General features: G+C 66.8%; 15 protein-coding genes and 1 riboswitch. Of the genes, 3 read left to right on the forward strand and 12 right to left on the reverse strand.

The annotated features are described in order from the left end of the window. Positions 1-3: 3 nt before the first annotated feature. Positions 4-1,329: a bifunctional o-acetylhomoserine/o-acetylserine sulfhydrylase gene (locus tag U7114_RS13680; protein WP_323057646.1), complete on the reverse strand. Its 1,326-nt coding sequence runs from the start codon at positions 1,327-1,329 to the stop codon at positions 4-6. Positions 1,330-1,372: 43 nt separating this feature from the next. After that, positions 1,373-1,488: riboswitch (SAM riboswitch) on the reverse strand. Between the two features lie 165 nt (positions 1,489-1,653). Here U7114_RS13680 and U7114_RS13685 point away from each other — a divergent pair. Both U7114_RS13685 and U7114_RS13690 read left to right on the forward strand, forming a co-directional pair. Beyond that, entirely contained in the window at positions 1,654-2,292 is a 639-nt protein-coding gene (locus U7114_RS13685) for a VOC family protein (protein ID WP_157238649.1), read from the forward strand. Positions 2,293-2,475: 183 nt separating this feature from the next. Further along, on the forward strand, positions 2,476-3,972 hold the full coding sequence (locus U7114_RS13690) for an HNH endonuclease signature motif containing protein (RefSeq protein ID WP_323057647.1): 1,497 nt from the start codon (positions 2,476-2,478) through the stop codon (positions 3,970-3,972). A gap of 50 nt (positions 3,973-4,022) precedes the next feature. Here U7114_RS13690 and U7114_RS13695 read toward each other — a convergent pair whose 3' ends face one another. The 6 genes from U7114_RS13695 to tdh form a co-directional block, all read right to left on the reverse strand. Then, positions 4,023-4,802 carry a CPBP family intramembrane glutamic endopeptidase gene (locus U7114_RS13695; RefSeq protein WP_323057648.1) on the reverse strand — a complete coding sequence of 260 codons (780 nt, stop codon included), beginning with the start codon at positions 4,800-4,802 and terminating at the stop codon, positions 4,023-4,025. Positions 4,803-4,930: 128 nt separating this feature from the next. After that, complete coding sequence (locus U7114_RS13700; protein WP_157238652.1) at positions 4,931-5,719, reverse strand: DeoR/GlpR family DNA-binding transcription regulator; 789 nt, start codon at positions 5,717-5,719, stop codon at positions 4,931-4,933. Positions 5,720-5,816: 97 nt separating this feature from the next. After that, positions 5,817-7,028, reverse strand: a complete 1,212-nt coding sequence (gene hutI / locus U7114_RS13705; protein ID WP_323057649.1) for an imidazolonepropionase — start codon at positions 7,026-7,028, stop codon at positions 5,817-5,819. An 11-nt stretch (positions 7,029-7,039) separates the two neighbouring features. Continuing rightward, positions 7,040-8,158, reverse strand: a complete 1,119-nt coding sequence (locus tag U7114_RS13710; protein ID WP_157238654.1) for an NAD(P)/FAD-dependent oxidoreductase — start codon at positions 8,156-8,158, stop codon at positions 7,040-7,042. Positions 8,159-8,197: 39 nt separating this feature from the next. Then, the gene (locus U7114_RS13715) at positions 8,198-9,406 is read right to left on the reverse strand and encodes a glycine C-acetyltransferase (protein WP_323057650.1); all 1,209 of its coding nucleotides are present in this window, start codon (positions 9,404-9,406) and stop codon (positions 8,198-8,200) included. An 8-nt stretch (positions 9,407-9,414) separates the two neighbouring features. Beyond that, positions 9,415-10,461, reverse strand: a complete 1,047-nt coding sequence (gene tdh, locus U7114_RS13720; protein ID WP_157238656.1) for an L-threonine 3-dehydrogenase — start codon at positions 10,459-10,461, stop codon at positions 9,415-9,417. A gap of 127 nt (positions 10,462-10,588) precedes the next feature. Between tdh and U7114_RS13725 the strand changes: the two genes are divergently transcribed. Beyond that, the gene (locus U7114_RS13725) at positions 10,589-11,500 is read left to right on the forward strand and encodes a LysR family transcriptional regulator (RefSeq protein WP_323057651.1); all 912 of its coding nucleotides are present in this window, start codon (positions 10,589-10,591) and stop codon (positions 11,498-11,500) included. A 57-nt stretch (positions 11,501-11,557) separates the two neighbouring features. Here the strand turns inward: U7114_RS13725 and U7114_RS13730 are convergent, their stop codons facing one another. The 5 genes from U7114_RS13730 to U7114_RS13750 all read right to left on the reverse strand — a co-directional run bounded on the left by U7114_RS13730 (position 11,558) and on the right by U7114_RS13750 (position 17,407). Then, entirely contained in the window at positions 11,558-12,157 is a 600-nt protein-coding gene (locus U7114_RS13730) for a DUF5666 domain-containing protein (protein ID WP_323057652.1), read from the reverse strand. Between the two features lie 215 nt (positions 12,158-12,372). Further along, positions 12,373-13,881 (reverse strand): Asp-tRNA(Asn)/Glu-tRNA(Gln) amidotransferase subunit GatB, encoded by a 1,509-nt coding sequence (gatB, locus tag U7114_RS13735; protein WP_321215795.1) that lies wholly within the window; start codon positions 13,879-13,881, stop codon positions 12,373-12,375. Then, entirely contained in the window at positions 13,881-15,461 is a 1,581-nt protein-coding gene (gene gatA / locus U7114_RS13740; RefSeq protein WP_323057653.1) for an Asp-tRNA(Asn)/Glu-tRNA(Gln) amidotransferase subunit GatA, read from the reverse strand. The genes gatB and gatA overlap by 1 nt, the downstream gene beginning before the upstream one ends. A gap of 4 nt (positions 15,462-15,465) precedes the next feature. Continuing rightward, positions 15,466-15,762 carry an Asp-tRNA(Asn)/Glu-tRNA(Gln) amidotransferase subunit GatC gene (gene gatC / locus U7114_RS13745; RefSeq protein ID WP_059319419.1) on the reverse strand — a complete coding sequence of 99 codons (297 nt, stop codon included), beginning with the start codon at positions 15,760-15,762 and terminating at the stop codon, positions 15,466-15,468. Positions 15,763-15,907: 145 nt separating this feature from the next. Then, entirely contained in the window at positions 15,908-17,407 is a 1,500-nt protein-coding gene (locus tag U7114_RS13750; RefSeq protein WP_323057654.1) for a CitMHS family transporter, read from the reverse strand. Positions 17,408-17,462 lie beyond the last annotated feature (55 nt).

Raw genomic sequence — 17,462 nt, forward strand, 5'->3', positions numbered from 1 at the left:
CGGCTAGGCCCCGGTCGCGTCCTTTGCTGCCCGAAAGCCCGCTTCGAGGTCCGCCAGGATGTCATCGATGTGTTCGATTCCCACCGACAACCGGACCAGGCCGGGGGTCACGCCGGCGACGGCCTGCTGCTCCGGGGAAAGCTGGCTGTGGGTGGTCGACGCCGGGTGGATGACAAGGGAGCGGACGTCGCCGATGTTTGCCACGTGGGAGTGCAGCTCCAGCGCGTCAACGAAGCGCTTGCCGGCCTCGGCCCCGCCAGCCAGGTTGAAGGAGACAATCGCGCCCGTGCCCTTGGGCCCGTACTTGCGGCCCCGCTCGTACCACGGACTGGAGGGCAGCCCCGCGTAGGCGACGGATTCGACGTCGTCCCTTCCTTCCAGCCAGCGCGCCACTTCCGTGGCGTTGGCAACATGCCGTTCCACCCGCAGGCTCAGCGTTTCCAGGCCCTGGGCGATCAGGAACGCGTTGAACGGGGAGACTGCGGAGCCCAGGTCCCGGAGCAGCTGGACGCGGGCCTTGAGGATATAGGACAGGTTGGCGCCCAGGGCACCGTCCTTGCCGAGGTCCCGGGCGTACACCAGCCCGTTGTACGTGGGGTCCGGGGTGTTGAAGCCCGGGAACCTCGCAGGGTCCTTGCCGAAGTCGAACTTGCCGGAGTCCACGATCACCCCGGCAATCGCGGATCCGTGGCCGCCCAGGTACTTGGTTGCGGAATGGACAACGATGTCCGCTCCCCATTCCAGCGGCCGGATCAGGTACGGGGTGGACAGGGTGTTGTCCACGATCAGGGGCACGCCGGCATCATGGGCGATGCCTGACACGCCCTCGATGTCCAGGACGTCCTGGCGGGGGTTGGACACCACTTCGGCGAAGAAGAGCTTGGTGTTTGGCTGGACCGCGTCGCGCCACTGGTCCAGGTTGTCCGGGTCCGCCACGAAGGTCACGGAAATGCCGAACTTCTTCAGGGTGTGTGCGAACAGGTTGTAAGTCCCGCCGTACAGGCTGGGGCTGGCAACGATATGGTCCCCCGCCTCGGCGATATTGAGGACAGCGAAAGTCCCTGCTGCCTGTCCTGAACTCAGCAGGAGTGCTCCCAATCCGCCCTCAAGGCTGGCGATCCGCTGTTCCACGGCATCCTGGGTGGGATTGCCGATGCGGGTGTAGATCGGCGCCAGTTCAGCGAGGGCAAAACGGTTGGCGGCGCTTTCCGCGCTTGGGAATACGAAGGACGTGGTCTGGTAGATAGGGAGTGCACGGGCGCCGGTGGCACTGTCCGGCTCCTGTCCTGCGTGGATCTGGCGGGTTTCAAAAGACCATCCGTTGGACAACTAAGGCTCCTCTGACATGGGCCCGGCATGCTGTAGGCACCGCGGGCCGCGCTTGCCATCCGGCCGTTGCCGGACAGCCAGGTCCTCATCCGGGGCACCCCACCGCGGATGGAGGGTTGCCGGCCAGCGAGCCGGGGCTTGGCGCTGGCACTCATGACCTGAGCCCAGTGTAGGAACATGAAACCGGTGCGGGACAGGATTGTGACGAACATAGTCCCCCTGATCTCCGCCCGGGAATAGGTTGAAATCAGGGGTCCCGGATGGAAAATCCTGGTAAGGGTACCCTTAGCTGAGAGGCCGATCACAAAGTGCCAAGATGTTGGCATGCGCATGGATCACGTCTCTTACGCCTGTGAACACGATGGCCTGGCTGCCACCACCGAACGTATTTCCTCTGCCCTCGGCGTTGAGGCAGTGAAGGGCGGGGTGCACCCGCGGTTCGGAACCCGGAATATGATCATCCCGCTCGCGGGGCACAAATACGTCGAGGTGGTGGAGGTCCTGGACCACCCCGCTTCCGACAAGGCCCCTTTCGGGCAGGCTGTGCGTGCACGGTCTGCCGCGGGCGGCGGCTGGATGGGCTGGTGCGTCGAGGTGGACGACCTGGCTCCCTTCGAGGAGCGGCTGGGCCGCTCCGCCGTCAACGGAAACCGCAAGTTCCCTGATGGCCGCGAATTGGTCTGGAAGCAGATTGGCATCCTGGGCCTGATTGCCGACCCCCAGGTTCCCTACATGCTCAAGTGGGAGGGGGATCCGTCCCTGCACCCGTCCAACGCCTACGAGAGCAACGTCAAAATGAGCTGCCTCACCATTGCCGGTTCCGCAGCCCGGGTTACGGAGTGGCTGGGCGAACCCGTCGAGAAGCCGCTGGAGGACGTCGCTGTGGAGTGGGTGGCGCCGCACGGAACCCCCGGGATCCTCTCGGTAACTTTCGAGACCGGCAACGGGGCCGTCACCATCTGACCCTTACCTTGGTTACCGTGCCGGCAAGCCCGGCACGGTGTGGGCCCCGTGCCCTCCTCGTCTTCGGCCGCCATCAGCATGTGACAACGGCGTCACCTGCCGATGGCGGCCGAATCCATTTCCGAAGCAGACTCTCCAAACCCGGCCCCCAATAATGTCGTACCCTCCCGCGATGATTTTGGTATGGGGAAAGCGGCGGTGGCGAAGGCGTTTGCGGACATGAATGCCGCTCTTGCCGTGCTCATTGCCGAGGCGGACGGGTGCGGTTCGGAGCCGTTTTCCGCTGCTGATCCGCTGGCCGGGCTGGCCGACGGGTGCCTGGACATCCTTGCCGGGGCCGCCGGGGTCCAGGCCAGAATTGCTGGATTGGTGGCCAGCGCTGCAGGGACATACGCCGAAACCGCCCGGGCGGCCGCCCCGCCGGACCCGCCCGTGCAGGCGCTCGAAAGGGCTATCGCCGCCGAGATCAGCTGTGTCATGGCCATCGGTGACCGGGCCGCCGGAGCCCTGCTGGCCCGCTCCCACGCCCTGACCACCTCCCTGCCCCGGACCCTCGCAGCCCTGCACAACGGCACCATCTCCTGGCAGCACGCCACCGTCATGGTGGACGAGGCCGCCACCCTTGACCCCGCCGGCGCCGCCGCCCTGGAAGCCCACTTCCTGGACCCGGACACACCAAAACCCGCCACCGCCGGCCCGATCGGGGAGATCCCCGCGTACAGGTTCCGGGCCAAGGCGCGCACCTGGCGCGAACGCCACCACGCCGACTCCATCGAACAACGCCACGCCCAAGGGGTTTCGGACCGGCGGGTCGAATACCGGCCCGACCAGGACGGGATGGCCTGGCTCTCCGCCTACCTGCCCGCCCACCAGGCCACGGCCCTCTGGAACAAGCTCACCGCGCTCTCCCGGACCATGCAGGGACCGAACGAGCACCGCACCCTCACCCAGCTCCGGGCCGATAGTTTCGCCGAAGGGCTCCTCAACGGCGGCAACACTACCGGCGTTACCGGTGCAGCCGGTGCTGGCGACGGCGGTGAGGGAACCGGTCCAAGCCAAGCGCCAGTCCGGGCCGAGGTGCTGGTCACCGTGCCGGTGTTCTCCCTGCTGGGACTCACCGGGGAATCGGCGATGCTGGACGGGTACGGACCCATCCCGCCCTCCATGGCCCGGGACCTCTTCGCTGACGGGGCGGATTCGTTCCACCGCGTCCTGGTGGACCCGCGGGACGGGGCGCCGCTGGAAATCGGCCGCACCAGCTACCGGGTCACCAAGGCCATGCGGAACTGGCTCAGGCTGCGCGACGGCAAATGCCCCTTCCCCGGCTGCAGCAACCACTCCCTCGACAACGAAGCCGACCACCTCCTCGCCTGGCACAACGGCGGCACCACAGGAGTCTCGAACCTCGGCCAGCCCTGCCCGAAACACCACAAACTCCGCCACACCAGCGGCTGGAAACCCACCCCGGCAACAAAAACCGAACCACCCGGCTGGACCTCACCCACCGGCCGCCACTACACAACCGAACACCAGGACTGGGAACCACCCCACTGGCCAGATCGGGCTGCGGAAGTGAAACGCCTGGCAGGATCAATCGCAGGCTGTACGGACTTCGCCTACACCGGGATCTCGCCCGGCGAAGAAGCCCTGGAACGGCTCCTGCACGCCCCGCCCGCCTGACCGCGTGCCGCCGTCGTCGTGCTTGTCCTGGATCTAGCGTGCCCAGGCACCTAGCCCAACCCCACGGCCTTGCCGAAGAGGCTGAAGCCTACAAAAGCGACGATATCCAGCAGGGCATGGGCGATCACCAGGGGCATCACCCGCCGCGTCCGGGTGTACAGCCACGCGAAAAGAACGCCCATGACAAAGTTCCCGATAAAGGGCCCGAACCCCTGGTACAGGTGGTAACTGCCGCGCAGCAGCGAGCTCGCCAGGATGGACAGCGGGATGCTCCAGCCGAACTTTCCAAAGCGGTTCAACAGGTACCCCACCACGATGACTTCCTCCACCACGGCGTGGCGCATCGCGGACAGAATCAGCACCGGCACCGTCCACCAGTACGCATCCAGCGCGCTGGGAATAATGGCCGTGGTGATTCCCAGCGCCCTGCCGGCGGCGTACAGGCCAAGGGACGGGATGCCGATCAGTGCCGCCAGCCCCAGGCCCTGGAGCAGGTCCGCGCCCGGGCGTGCGAAGTTGAAACCCAGCTTCTGGAAGGCCGAACCAGGGCTGGTGCCGTCGCCGGATGCGGCCTGCCGCTGGTCGCTGAGGAAGTAGATCACCAGCATCACGGGTACCAGGGCGAAGAGTATGTCCAACAGCTGGTACGTGAGGTCAAAGTATTCGCGCGTGCTCTGGGAGCGGTTGAGTGTGGAGGTGCCTTCCGCCAGCGGCGCGCGGGTCATCTTGTCCAGCAGCTGCACAACCGAGTACACGGCAGACTGCCCCAAGGACAGGCCCAGGACAATCCAGACTTCGAGCCGCAGTCGGCGGCGGGAGGGAACCAGCATGTTCCCATCTTGCCTTCAGTTTCTGGATCTGGGCTGATTACCCCTCAGTGTCCTGTACGCCTCAGTGTCCTGTACCCCTCGCTGTCCTGCCCGCGCCACATGGCCGGAAGCCGCACAGGCCCCGTGCCTCAGCTGCCGGCGACGATCACTTCCGTGCCGTTGGCCTCGAATGCCGCCTTGTCCCGGGCGGAAATTCCGGCATCGGTGATCAGCCGGGTGAAGTTGTACCCGTCCATGGTTGCGAAGGCGCGCACCCCCACTTTGGACGAGTCAGCCAGCACGTAGGAGACGCGTGCCCTGCTGGCGAGTAGGGCGTTGACCGAAGCTTCGCCCTCCCCTGTGTTGGTGGGCCCCACTTCGGGATCGATGCCGTTGACGCCGATGAAGGCAATGTCCAGCACCACCTTCTGCATGATGATGTCCGTGTACGGCCCCACCAGTTCGTAGGAGCGCGGGTTGAGGATTCCCCCGGTGACCATCACCTTGATGTTGGGCCGGACCGCCAACTGCCCGGCGATGTTGATGGCGTTGGTCACCACCGTCAGGGTGGGCTGGTTGGACGGCGCGTTGAGGTCCTCGCGGGTGGCCAGGATCTGCGCCAGCGCGGTGCTGGTGGTGCCGCCGCAGAGACCGATCACGGCCCCGGGGGCAATCAGCGCGGACGCGGCCTGGGCAATCTGTTCCTTGGCCTCGGCATGGTCGTCACGGTTATACCGGCCCGGCAGGTCATAGGCGAGGGCTCCCGTGGTGGCACCGCCGCGGGTCCTGGTGAGCAGCCGGCGCTTAGCGAGACTATCGAGGTCCCGCCGCGCGGTGGCAGGCGAGACATTCAGGGTACTCACGATCTCGTCGACCTCCACCTGGCCGGACTTGGCCAGGAGGTCAAGGATTGCCGTCAAACGGTCGGTGCGGGTCATGCAAGGCCTCCAAAAGCTCCCGCCACCGGCTATGATGACGTTTCTTGATCATAACAGAACCCTAATGATCAAATAACGTCATTTAAGCGGCCACGAGCTACCGTTCCCGCCGGCCGGCCCGCCATACAGCGTACGTCAGGGGCATGCCCGGCCGGTAGGCAAGGTGGGTGGCCGAGGGCGCATTCAGCAGGTGCAGGTCCGCACGGTGTCCGACGGCGATCGAGCCCACCGCACGCTCGCCGTCGGCGTCGTTGCCTTTGTCCTTGTGGAGGGCCAGGGCGCCGCCGTACGTCGCAGCACGGACGGCTTCATGGACGCTGAGCCGCATCTGCAGCACCGCGGTGGTGACGCAGAATGCCATGGAGCTTGTGTAGGACGTGCCCGGATTGCAGTTGGAGGCGAGCGCCACCTGGATGCCCCTGTCCAGCAGCACCCGCGCGGGCGCAAGCGGCTGGCGCGTGGAGAGGTCGCAGGCAGGCAGGCATGTCGCCACGGTTCCGCGCTCCCCCGTCCCGCTGCCGGCATCCCAGCCGGCCCAGGTTCCGGCCAGTGCGTCCACATCCTTGTCCGCGAGGTAGTTCACGTGGTCCACGCTGGCGGCTTCGAATTCAACCGCGAGCTGCACGCCCGGGCCTTCACCGAGCTGGTTTCCGTGGACCCGCAGCCCCAGTCCGGCGTCGCGGCAGGCCTCCAGGACCCGGCGGGACTGCCCTGCCGTGAACGCCCCTTCCTCGCAGAAGACATCGGCCCACTGCACGTAGGGCCGGACGGCGGTGAGCATGGGGCCGCAGACCAGGTCCATGTAGGCTTCCGGGTCCTGCCCGGAAGGCACCAGGTGCGCCCCAAGGTACGTGGCCTGGTCCGCCACAGTGGAGGCGATGCGGGCACTCCGGGCCTCGTGTTCGACGTCGAGGCCGTAACCGGTCTTCGTCTCAAGGTAGGTGGTCCCCTGCGAGACAGCCTCGGCCACGCGGCCCAGCGCCAGGCGGGTGAGGTCGAAGTCGGAGGTGGCACGGGTGGCCTTCATGGTCACCGCAATCCCGCCGGCCGAGTAGGACTCCCCCGCCATCCGCGCCTCGAACTCTGCCGTCCGGTCACCGGCAAACAGCAGATGGGTATGGGAATCCACCCAGCCGGGAAGCAGGGCCCGGCCGCCGGCATCAACGGCGTCGTCCGCGGCCGGCGCATCGGCTGCGGCACCGATCCAGGAGATCCGCTCACCCTCGACCACCACTGCTGCATCCTTCAGGACCCGGTGCTCCAGGTCCTGCGTCATCAGCTCGGCAATATTGGTGATCAGCGTACTCATACAGCCATTCTTCAGCGCCGGACGGACCAGCGGGTGGCCGCCAGTGCCTGCGCTGTCCGGGATGCCGGACCATCCGTGCCGGCTGCGGCAGCCGCACCGCCCTGGCCGGCCAGGATCTGGGCGGCCGCGAGCTCAGCCATGGCCGACGAGGTCTGGAAACCGTAGCCGCCCTGGCCGGCCAGCCAGTAGAAGCCCGGAGCTTCGGCGTCGAACCCCGCCACGGGGACACCGTCGGCCGCTTCCGTCCGCAATCCTGTCCACGCCCGGCGGATGTCCTTGATTCCGAGGGTTGTCACCTGGTTCAGCCTGCCCACCAGCCGCTCAATGTCCCCCGGCCGGGGACGGGCGTCCTCCGGTCCGCTCGGCTCCGATTCAGACGGCGAGATGAGGACGTCGTCGCCGTCCCGGCGGAAATAGAACGTGCTGTCCGCGGCCGCCACCATGGGGCAGCGTTCAGGCAGGGGATGTTCGACGGCGGCAATCGCCGCGGTGCGCCGGTACGGCTGCAGCCCCAGCTTCTCCACGCCGCTGATGACGGCGAGTTCGTCCGCCCAGGCGCCGGCGGCGTTGACCAGGACGCCCGCCTGGAAGCCCTCCGTCCCGGCCCCCACCTGCCAGCCGGAGCCGAGGCGCTGGGCGGTGTGCACCCTGGCGCCCGTGATGATGTCCGCTCCGGCCGCCGCAGCGCGCTGCCGGTGGTCCTCCAGGAGCCGTGGCGCATCACAGCCGAAGGACCCTTCATCCAGTCCGGCGGCCTGGAATGTGCCGGGGACCAGTGCCGGGCAAAGCTCCAGAGCCTCAGCGGGGGTGATGGACCGCATGAGTCCGCTCGCTTCAGAAGCCACTGCTTCCTCGGAGCCGATCAGCATGAAGCTGCGCGGCGTCAGGATGGGTTCAGGCAACTGCGCATCGCGGGCGGCAAGCAGCTCAAGAGTCCGGACGGTCAGTGCCTGGACAACCGGCGGGCCGTAGCTGGGGATGAACTGGCGGGCCGAGCGGGAGGACGTGTGGTACGCCAGCTCCTGCTCGGCCTCCACCAGCGCCACGCTGCAACTGCCCGCCAGCGCGGACGCCAGGGACAGTCCGGCAATGCCGCCGCCCACGATCAGGACATCGTAATGTGCTGCCATCTCTCCATCCTCGCAGAGTCGGTGCCGGCGCTTCCTGTCTTAGCCTGCCACTTCCGCCCGGCTGGCGACGAAGGCACGCACGCAGGCTTCGACGTCGTCCGCTGAGTGCGCAGCTGAAAGCTGCACCCGGATCCGCGCGGCACCCCGCGGAACCACCGGAAAGCTGAATGCGGTGACAAAAACGCCATGCTGCAGCATCCGGTCGGCAACCCTGGCAGCCATCACGGCGTCGCCGAACATGACCGGAACAATGGCATGTTCGCCGGGCAGGAGGTCGAAGCCCTCCTCCGTCATCCGGCGGCGGAACAGGGCGGCGTTTTCGAAGAGCGTGCGCCGCAGGTCCGCCGAGTTCTCCACCAGGTCCAGGGCCTTGATGGTGGCGGCGACGATTGCGGGGGCCACCGAGTTGGAGAAGAGGTACGGGCGGGCCTTCTGCCGGAGCATCGCCACCACTTCCGCGCGGCCGGATACATAGCCCCCGGATGCTCCGCCCAGCGCCTTGCCGAACGTGCCGGTGTAGATGTCGACGCGGTGCGAAACGCCTGCATGTTCCGGCGTGCCGGCACCGGTTGGCCCCATGAAGCCGACGGCGTGCGAGTCGTCAACCATCACCAGGGCGTCGTACTTCTCGGCGAGGTCGCAGATGGCCTCAAGCGGGGCCAGGAACCCGTCCATGGAAAAGACCCCGTCCGTGACGATGATCTTGCGGCGGGCGGGCTGGTCCTGTGTGGACGCCTCCACAAGCTTGGCCTCCAGGTCCGCCATGTCCTGGTTCGCGTAGCGGTAGCGCTGCGCCTTGCAGAGGCGGATGCCGTCGATGATGGATGCGTGGTTCAGGGCATCGGAGATGATGGCATCCTCCGGTCCGAACAGGGACTCGAACACCCCGCCGTTGGCGTCGAAGCAGCTGGAGAACAGGATGGTGTCCTCAGTGCCGAGGAACCGGGAGACGCGGGATTCAAGTGCCAGGTGCAGGTCCTGGGTGCCGCAGATGAACCGCACGCTGGCCATGCCGAAGCCGCGCTCATCCATGGCGTCCTTGGCCGCGCGGATGATCTCCGGATGGTCCGCCAGGCCGAGGTAGTTGTTGGCGCAGAAGTTGAGCACGTCCGCGCCCTGCTGCCCAATCTGTCCGGCCGTGATGTGGCTGGACTGCGGGGACCTGATGCTGCGTTCGGTCTTGAAGAGGCCCGCGCTGCGGATGTCCTCCAGCTCGGTGCTCAGCTGGTCCTTGATCGAGGTGTACATGGCGTTCCTTAGAGTTGGGTCCAGTCGAGGACAACTTTGCCACCTGTGCCGCTGCGGGCAAGGTCGAAGCCTTTTTCCCATTGGCCGGCAGGCAGGGTGTCAGTGACGACGGCGGAAATTCCGGCGTGCAGCACGGGGTTGGAGCTGAGCATGGCGCTCATGGCGTACCAGGTCTCATACATTTCGCGGCCGTAGATGCCTTTGAGCGTGAGCATGTGTGTGACCACCTTGCCCCAGTCGATGATGATGTCCTGGCTGGGCAGCCCCAGCATGGCGATCCGGCCGCCGTGGTTCATGTTGTCGATCATCTCGGGCAGTGCGCCGGGGTGGCCGGACATTTCCATTCCGATGTCAAAGCCCTCCCGCATGCCCAGGCTGCGCTGGGCATCCCGGACACGGGTGGTGGAGACGTCGATGGCCAGGTCGGCACCCAGCCGGCGCGCGAGGTCCAGGCGGGGCCGGGACACGTCTGTGATGGCGATCTTGCGGGCGCCGGCGTGGCGGGCGACGGCGATGGCCATCAGGCCGATGGGTCCGGCGCCGGTGATGAGCACGTCCTCGCCCACGAGCGGGAAGCTCAGGGCAGTGTGCGTTGCATTGCCGAAGGGGTCGAAGATGGCGCCCAGCTCCGGGGTGACCGAGGGGTCGGTGTGGACCCAGACATTGGTTTCCGGGATCACCACATACTCCGCGAAAGCGCCGTCCCGCTGCACCCCTACACTCACGGTGTGGATGCACATCTGGCGCCTGCCTGCCCGGCAGTTCCGGCAGATCCCGCAGACAACATGGCCTTCGCCGGAGACCCGGTCACCCACCTTGACGTCGCGGACGTCCTCGCCGATTTCCACCACTTCACCGTAGAACTCATGGCCCGGGATGAGGGGGGCTTCAATGATCCCCTGTGCCCAGGAGTCCCAGGACTGGATGTGCAGGTCCGTGCCGCAGATCCCGGTGGTCATGACCCGGATCTTCACGTCCGCGGGGCCTGCCTCGGGTTCGGGGCGCTCCACCAGTTCGAAGCCGGCCTGTGGGCCGGCCTTGTACAAAGCCTTCATCGGCTTCCTCACTCTTTGTCTGTCCTTGGCATATCCTGCCTTCCCCATTAGAGCGAGGAGAAAGCTTTAGCACAACAACGAAATTCTCAATCGACGATGCAGCTTTCCTAATGCGTAGACTGACGGGATGGAGATCCACCAGCTTGAAATCCTCCGGGAACTCGGCGCCTTGGGAAGCGTCAAGGCCGTGGCCGACACCCTCATGGTCACCCCGTCAGCCGTGTCCCAGCAACTGGCGCTGCTGCAGCGGAAGATCGACGTTCCCCTCACCCGCAAGGAGGGCCGCAACCTGGTCCTCACCGAGGCAGGCCAGGTGCTGGCCGACGCCGGGGCCGCCGTCGTCAGTGCCATGGCCGACGCACGGGACGCCATCGGCAACTATCACGGCTCTTCCGCCGGACGGGTGACCCTCTGCGGGTTCCACAGTGCCGGCCAGGCGGTGTTCGCCCCGCTGGCGCGGATCCTTGACGCCCCGGGCCAGCCGCGCATAGAACTCTCGGACGAGGACGTGGCCCAGCAGGACTTTCCCGCCCTGACCGCACGCTATGACCTGGTGCTCGCCCACAGGATGGACCACAGCCCGCGGTGGCCGGCCGAGCGGGTCACCGTGATACCACTGGCGCACGAACCGCTGGACGTGGCGTTGCCGGCCGGGCATCCCCTCGCGGCCAAGGATGCGGTGACGGCAGACGACGTCGGCGGCGAGGCCTGGGTGACCAGCCACAGCGGATACTCTCCTGCCGACGTGCTGTCCGCCGTCGCCGCCGTTTCCAGCCGTGAGCCGAACATCGTCCACCGGATCAACGACTACTCCACGGTGGCGGCCCTGGTTGCTGCCGGCGGCGTGGTGGGCCTGCTCCCGAGGTATACCGCGGGACCGGTGCTCAATCCGGACATCGTGCTCCGGCCGCTGGCCGGTATCAGCACCCGGCGCCGGATCGACCTTTTGGCCCGGCCGGAGAACCTGAAGCGCCGTTCGGTCACGATCGTCTCCGAGGCGCTGCAGGAGATCATGGCCGGGCTGGTGGAGCAGGGCTGACCCAACTAGGTAGCACTAAGTGTCGTTTTGAGGGGTCAAAACGACACTTGCTGCTACCTACTTTGCATGGCGTTTACCGTGGCCTTTTTCGTGGCCGTGGCCCTTGTCGTGGCCCCGACCCAGCCCGAGTCCCGGACCCTCACCGGCACCTTCAACAATCCGCTCTGCCATGGCCTGGTCCCCATTCCTGACGCCGGAGATCCGGACCGTGTCGCCGGCGGCGATGTCCGCGATGGTTCCGTCCGTTGGCTTAAGCCGTTTGCCGCCGTCGGGCGTTGCCGACGAGCCGTCGGCGGCGGGGGCAGGTACCTTCTTGATCTTCGTCTCCGCGTTGATTGCGTAGGTCTGCGAGTAGCCGTCCTCGCTCTTGACGGTGATCGAGATGTCGCTGACGGACTCCACCGTGCCGCGCTGTTCCAGGACGGTTTGAAAGGTGCCGTCCGCTTTCTTAACCACGCCCTCGCTGTGCAGGTGCTGCGGGCGCTGGGATTTGTCCGGTTTGGCCGGCCGGTTCTCCTGCCCCGGCGCCGACTGCGATGGGGAGGGCTGCGGCGAGTCGGCGGCCCAGGCAAAGGCCACCCCGGCCCCCGTCAAGGTCAGGGCCACGGCTCCGGCGAGCAGGCCCTTGCGAATCTTCAGCGGATCCCTGACGGACATGTCCATTCCTCCCACACAGCATCTCCGGCGGCACCGGCCCGTTTGTTCCCCGCACCGGTGTCCTGCGCTTCAGTGTAGGACCGCGTCCAGCCAGTGAACATAAGTACTTTCGCGGCGCACGCACCTGAGTACTTAAAGAAAAACCGGGTAGCGCCAAGTGTCGTTATGAGCGTTCAAAACGACACTTCGCGCTACCCGGTTGGGATGGGAGGAGGTTAGGCGGTGACGCCCAGCTTCTCCAGGATCAGCTCGCGGACCCGGGCTGCGTCGGCCTGGCCGCGGGTGGCCTTCATGACGCCGCCCACGATCGCGCCGATGGCCTGGACCTTGCCGCCGCGGATCTTGTCCGCGACGTCGGGCTGCGCGGCCAGGGCGGCGTCGATGGCCTCAAGCAAGGGCCCGTCGTCGGAAACAACGGCCAGGCCGCGCGTCTCCACGATCTCCGCCGGGGAGCCTTCGCCGGCGAGGACACCGTCCAGCACCTCCGAGGCCATCTTGTTGTTGATCTTGCCTTCCTCCACCATGCGGGCAAGCTCCACGATGGTGGCGGGCTGCACGCCTAGCTGGCCCGGGTCCACGTCAGCGTTCTTGGCCCGGCCCACGATCTCGCCCATCCACCATTTGCGGGCCACGGAGGCCGAGGCCCCGGCGGCGATGGTTTCCTCGATCTCGTCCATGACGCCGGCGTTGACCACGTCGCGGAACTCCAGGTCCGAGTAGCCCCAGTCGGCCTGGAGGCGCTTGCGGCGGGCGGCCGGCGGCTCGGGCAGGGTGGCCCGGAGTTCCTCAACCCATTCGCGGGAAGCCACCACGGGAACCAGGTCCGGTTCCGGGAAATAGCGGTAGTCGTCGGCATCGGACTTGGGCCGGCCCGAGGTGGTGGTGCGGGTGTCCTCGTGCCAGTGGCGGGTTTCCTGCACCACGGGGTTGCCGGCGTCCAGGACGGCGGCGTGGCGCTGGATCTCGTAGCGGACGGCGTGTTCGACGGCGCGCAGCGAGTTCACGTTCTTCGTTTCGGACCGGATGCCGAACCTTTCGCGGCCGTGCGGGCGCAGCGACACGTTGGCGTCGCAGCGGACGTTGCCGCGTTCCATCTTCGCGTCGGACACGCCCAGGTTCTTGACGATCTCGCGGACTGCCGCCACATAGGCCTTGGCCAGCTCCGGTGCGCGGGAGCCGGCGCCCTCGATGGGCTTGGTGACGATCTCCACCAGCGGAACGCCGGCGCGGTTGTAGTCCACCAAGGAGAAATCGGCCCCGTGGATGCGGCCGGTGGCCCCGCCCATGTGGGTCAGCTTTCCGGCGTCCTCCTCCATGTGCGCGCGCTCGATTTCCACGCGGAACACGGTGCCGTCCGAGAGCTCGACGTCCAGGTAGCCGTCGTACGCGATGGGCTCGTCGTACTGGGACGTCTGGAAGTTCTTGGGGGTGTCCGGGTAGAAGTAGTTCTTCCGGGCAAACCGGCAGCTCTCGGCGATCTTGCAGTTCAGGGCAAGGCCGATCTTGATGGAGGATTCCACCGCCGTTTTGTTGACCACCGGCAGGACGCCCGGCAAGCCGAGGTCCACCTCGTTGACGTTGGTGTTGGGCTCGTCGCCGAAAACGTTCGGGGCGGAGGAGAACATCTTGGTCTTGGTGTTGAGTTCAACGTGGACCTCGAACCCCAGGACGGGATCGTACTTCTCCATGGCCTCTTCGAAGCTCAGGATTGCTTCAGTGTTCATTATTTTGCCTCCTGGCTTCCAACAAGGGTTTCGACAGGCCCGGCCGCCGAGGCGGCCAACGCCGGGGCCTGGGCCAGCAGCGGGCCGCCCCATTTCGCCTCGAGCAGCGATTCCAGGACGGCACCCACCCGGTACAGGCGAGCGTCCTCGCGGGCAGGGGCCAGCAGCTGGATGCCCACGGGCAGCCCGTCCTCGTCCGCCAGGCCGCCCGGCAGGGAGAGCCCGGGAACGCCGGCCAGGTTGGCCGGGATGGTGGCGACATCGTTGAGGTACATGGCCAGGGGATCGTCCAGCTTCTCGCCGAGGCGGAAGGCCGTGGTGGGGGCGGTGGGCGAGATCAGCACGTCCGCCACCGTGAACGCTGCCTCGAAGTCGCGCTGCACCAGGGTCCGGACCTTCTGCGCCGAGCCGTAGTAGGCGTCGTAGTAGCCGGCGGACAGGGCGTAGGTGCCCAGGATGATGCGGCGCTTCACCTCATCGCCGAAACCGGCGGCGCGGGTGGCACCCATGACGCGTTCGATGGTCATGGGGCCCTCTTCGGGGAGGACGCGCAGGCCGTACCGGACGCCGTCGAACTTGGCGAGGTTGGAGGACGCTTCGGAGGGCATGATCAGGTAGTAGGCGCCCAGGGCGTACTGGAAGTTGGGGCACGAAACCTCAACGATCTGCGCGCCGGCCTCCTTGAGGAGTTCCAGGGCGTCATTGAAGCGGTTTTCGACGCCGGCCTGGTAGCCCTCGCCGTGCAGCTCCTTGATGATGCCGATCCGCAGGCCTTCAACGTTGCCGGTCCTGGCAGCGGCGACGAGGTCGGCGAGCGGGTCCGGCAACGAGGTGGAGTCGCGGGGATCGTGTCCGCCGATGACCTGGTGCAGGAGCGCGGAGTCCAGGACGGTCCGGGAAACCGGCCCGATCTGGTCCAGCGAGGACGCCATGGCGATGGCCCCGTAGCGCGAGACGCTGCCGTACGTGGGCTTCACGCCCACGGTGCCGGTGACGGCGCCGGGCTGGCGGATGGACCCGCCGGTATCGGTGCCGAGGGCGAGGGGCGCCTCAAAGGCGGCGACGGCGGCAGCGGACCCGCCGCCGGACCCGCCGGGGATGCGGTCCAGGTCCCAGGGGTTGCGGGTGGGGCCGTAGGCGGAGTGCTCGGTGGAGGAGCCCATGGCGAACTCGTCCAGGTTGGTCTTGCCCAGGATGGGCATCTTCGCGGCGCGCAGGCGCTCGACGACGGTGGCGTCGTACGGGCTGTGCCAGCCTTCGAGGATCCTGGATCCCGCGGTGGTGGGCTGGCCGATGGTGACGATGAGGTCCTTCACGGCGATGGGCACGCCCGCGAGGACATGCAGCGCTTCGGCCTCCGCACCGCCGGCGGCGCGGATGGCGTCCACCTCGGCGGCGACGGCGAGCGCTTCCTCTGCATTGACGTGGAGGAACGCGTTGACGCCGCGTTCGCCGCCGTCCACCTCCGCGATCCGGTCCAGGTACGCCTGGGTGACCTCCACGGAGGTGACCTCGCCGGCGGCCAGCTTTTCGGCAAGCTCGGCGGCGGAGAGGCGGATGAGTTTGTTCGTGTCAGTCATGGGTTTATGCCTCATCCAGGATTGCCGGGACCTTGAAACGGTTGTCGTCGGAGTCCGGCGCCCCGGAGAGTGCCTGCTCCGCCGTGAAGGTGTGGCCCACAACGTCTTCGCGGAACACGTTGCTCAGCGGAATGGGGTGTGAGGTGGCCGGGACGTCGTCGCCAGCGGCCTGACTGACGGATTTGACCGAATCAACGATGACGGCGAGTTCGCCGGCCATCCTGTCCAGCTCTTGGTCACTCATCTCAATGTGAGCGAGCCGCGCGAGGTGCGCGACGTCGTCACGGTTGATCGCAGCCATGGATCTCCCCTGCAAAGTTTGAATTGATTTCCGACCCATTCTAGTGGGGAAACGATGATGCCCGTCTGACGACCCCCAGCGGGCGTCAGACGGGCACCTTCTTGCCGGGTCCCGCCACGAATGGCGGCAGCACGGCAGCTACAGACTAACCGATTCCGATGGCTCCAGTCAGCATGCCAATTCCCAGCATGACCAGGGACACTACGGCACTGCGCCAGAGGACTTTCTTGTGGTGGTCGCCAAGGTCCACCTTCGCCAGCGAGACCAGGAGCAGGATGGCGGGAACCAGCGGGCTCTGCATGTGGAACGGCTGGCCGGTGATGGAGGCCCGGGCCATTTCGGCGGCGCTGATTCCATAGTGGCCTGCGGTCTCGCTGAGCACGGGCAGGACGCCGAAGTAGAAGGCATCGTTGCTCATGAAGAACGTCATGGGGATGCTCAGGACGCCGGTGATCACGGCCATCAGCGGGCCCATGCTGGAAGGGATGATCTGCACCAGCCACGCGGACATCGCTTCAACCATGCCGGTCCCGGTCAGGACACCGGTGAGCACGGCCGCAGCCATGACCATGCTGACCACGGCAACGATCGACGGCGCGTGGGCCACGATCTGCGTGGCCTGGTCCTTGACGCGGGGGAAGTTCACCAGCAGGGCAATGGCCGATCCCACCATGAAGACGTAAGGCAGGGGCACGAGATCGGCGATGAGCATGCCCATCACGGCCACCGTGAGGCCCAGGTTGAACCAGAACAGTTTGGGCCGGAGCGTGGAGCGGTTGGGGTCCAGGGCCGTGTCAGCCAGCCCGGCGTCCTGTGCGTCCTGCGCCTCCTGTGCGTCCACGGCACTTTCGGTGCGTTCCAGGACGGCCACGGAGGAGCCGGCGGAACCGTCGACGGCGGGGGCTGCTCCGCCGGGGCTGGTCCCCTTGCGTCCGCGGCCGGTTCCGGACGAACCGGCAGGGCCGGAAGGATGCGTGCCGCCGTCGAACCCTTCAGCGGTTTCAGGCACAGCCCAGATTTCCGGCGCCGTGGCGCGGAGGCGGTTGCGCTCCTGCAGTCCCAGGACCCAGGCGAAGGCCATGACCACGGCGATGCCCGCAAGGAGGGACGGGATCATGGGGACGAAGACGTCGTTGACGTCGATCTTCAGTGCGCTTGCGGCGCGGGCGGTGGGGCCGCCCCACGGCACGATGTTCATGGTGCCGTTGGCCAGGCCCGCCACGCAGGTGAGGACCACGGGGCTTATCCTCAGCCGGAGGTAGATCGGCAGCATGGCTGCGGTGGTGAGGATGAAGGTGGTGGAGCCGTCGCCGTCAAGGGACACAGCTGCGGCGAGGATGGCGGTTCCCAGGACAACCTTGGCGGGGTCATTGCCCAGCTTGCGGAGGATGAACCGGACCAGCGGATCGAACAGCCCGACGTCGATCATCAGCCCGAAGTAGATGATGGCGAACATGAGCAGGGCCGCGGTGGAGGTCATGGACTTCATGGAGTCCATCACCATGTCGCCGATGCCCAGGCCGGCGCCGGCGAAAAGACCGAAAACAGTGGGGACAATGATCAACGCCAGCACTGGCGTCAACTTCTTCGTCATGATCAGCACCATGAATACCGCGATCATGGCGAATCCAAGTAATACCAGCACAGCCGGCTCCTTCTTGTGAACAGCGGCACAGCGGTGTGACGCGTGCTACAGACTG

The sequence above is a fragment of the Pseudarthrobacter sp. C1 genome (genome assembly GCF_034720455.1).
Classification (GTDB): domain Bacteria; phylum Actinomycetota; class Actinomycetes; order Actinomycetales; family Micrococcaceae; genus Arthrobacter.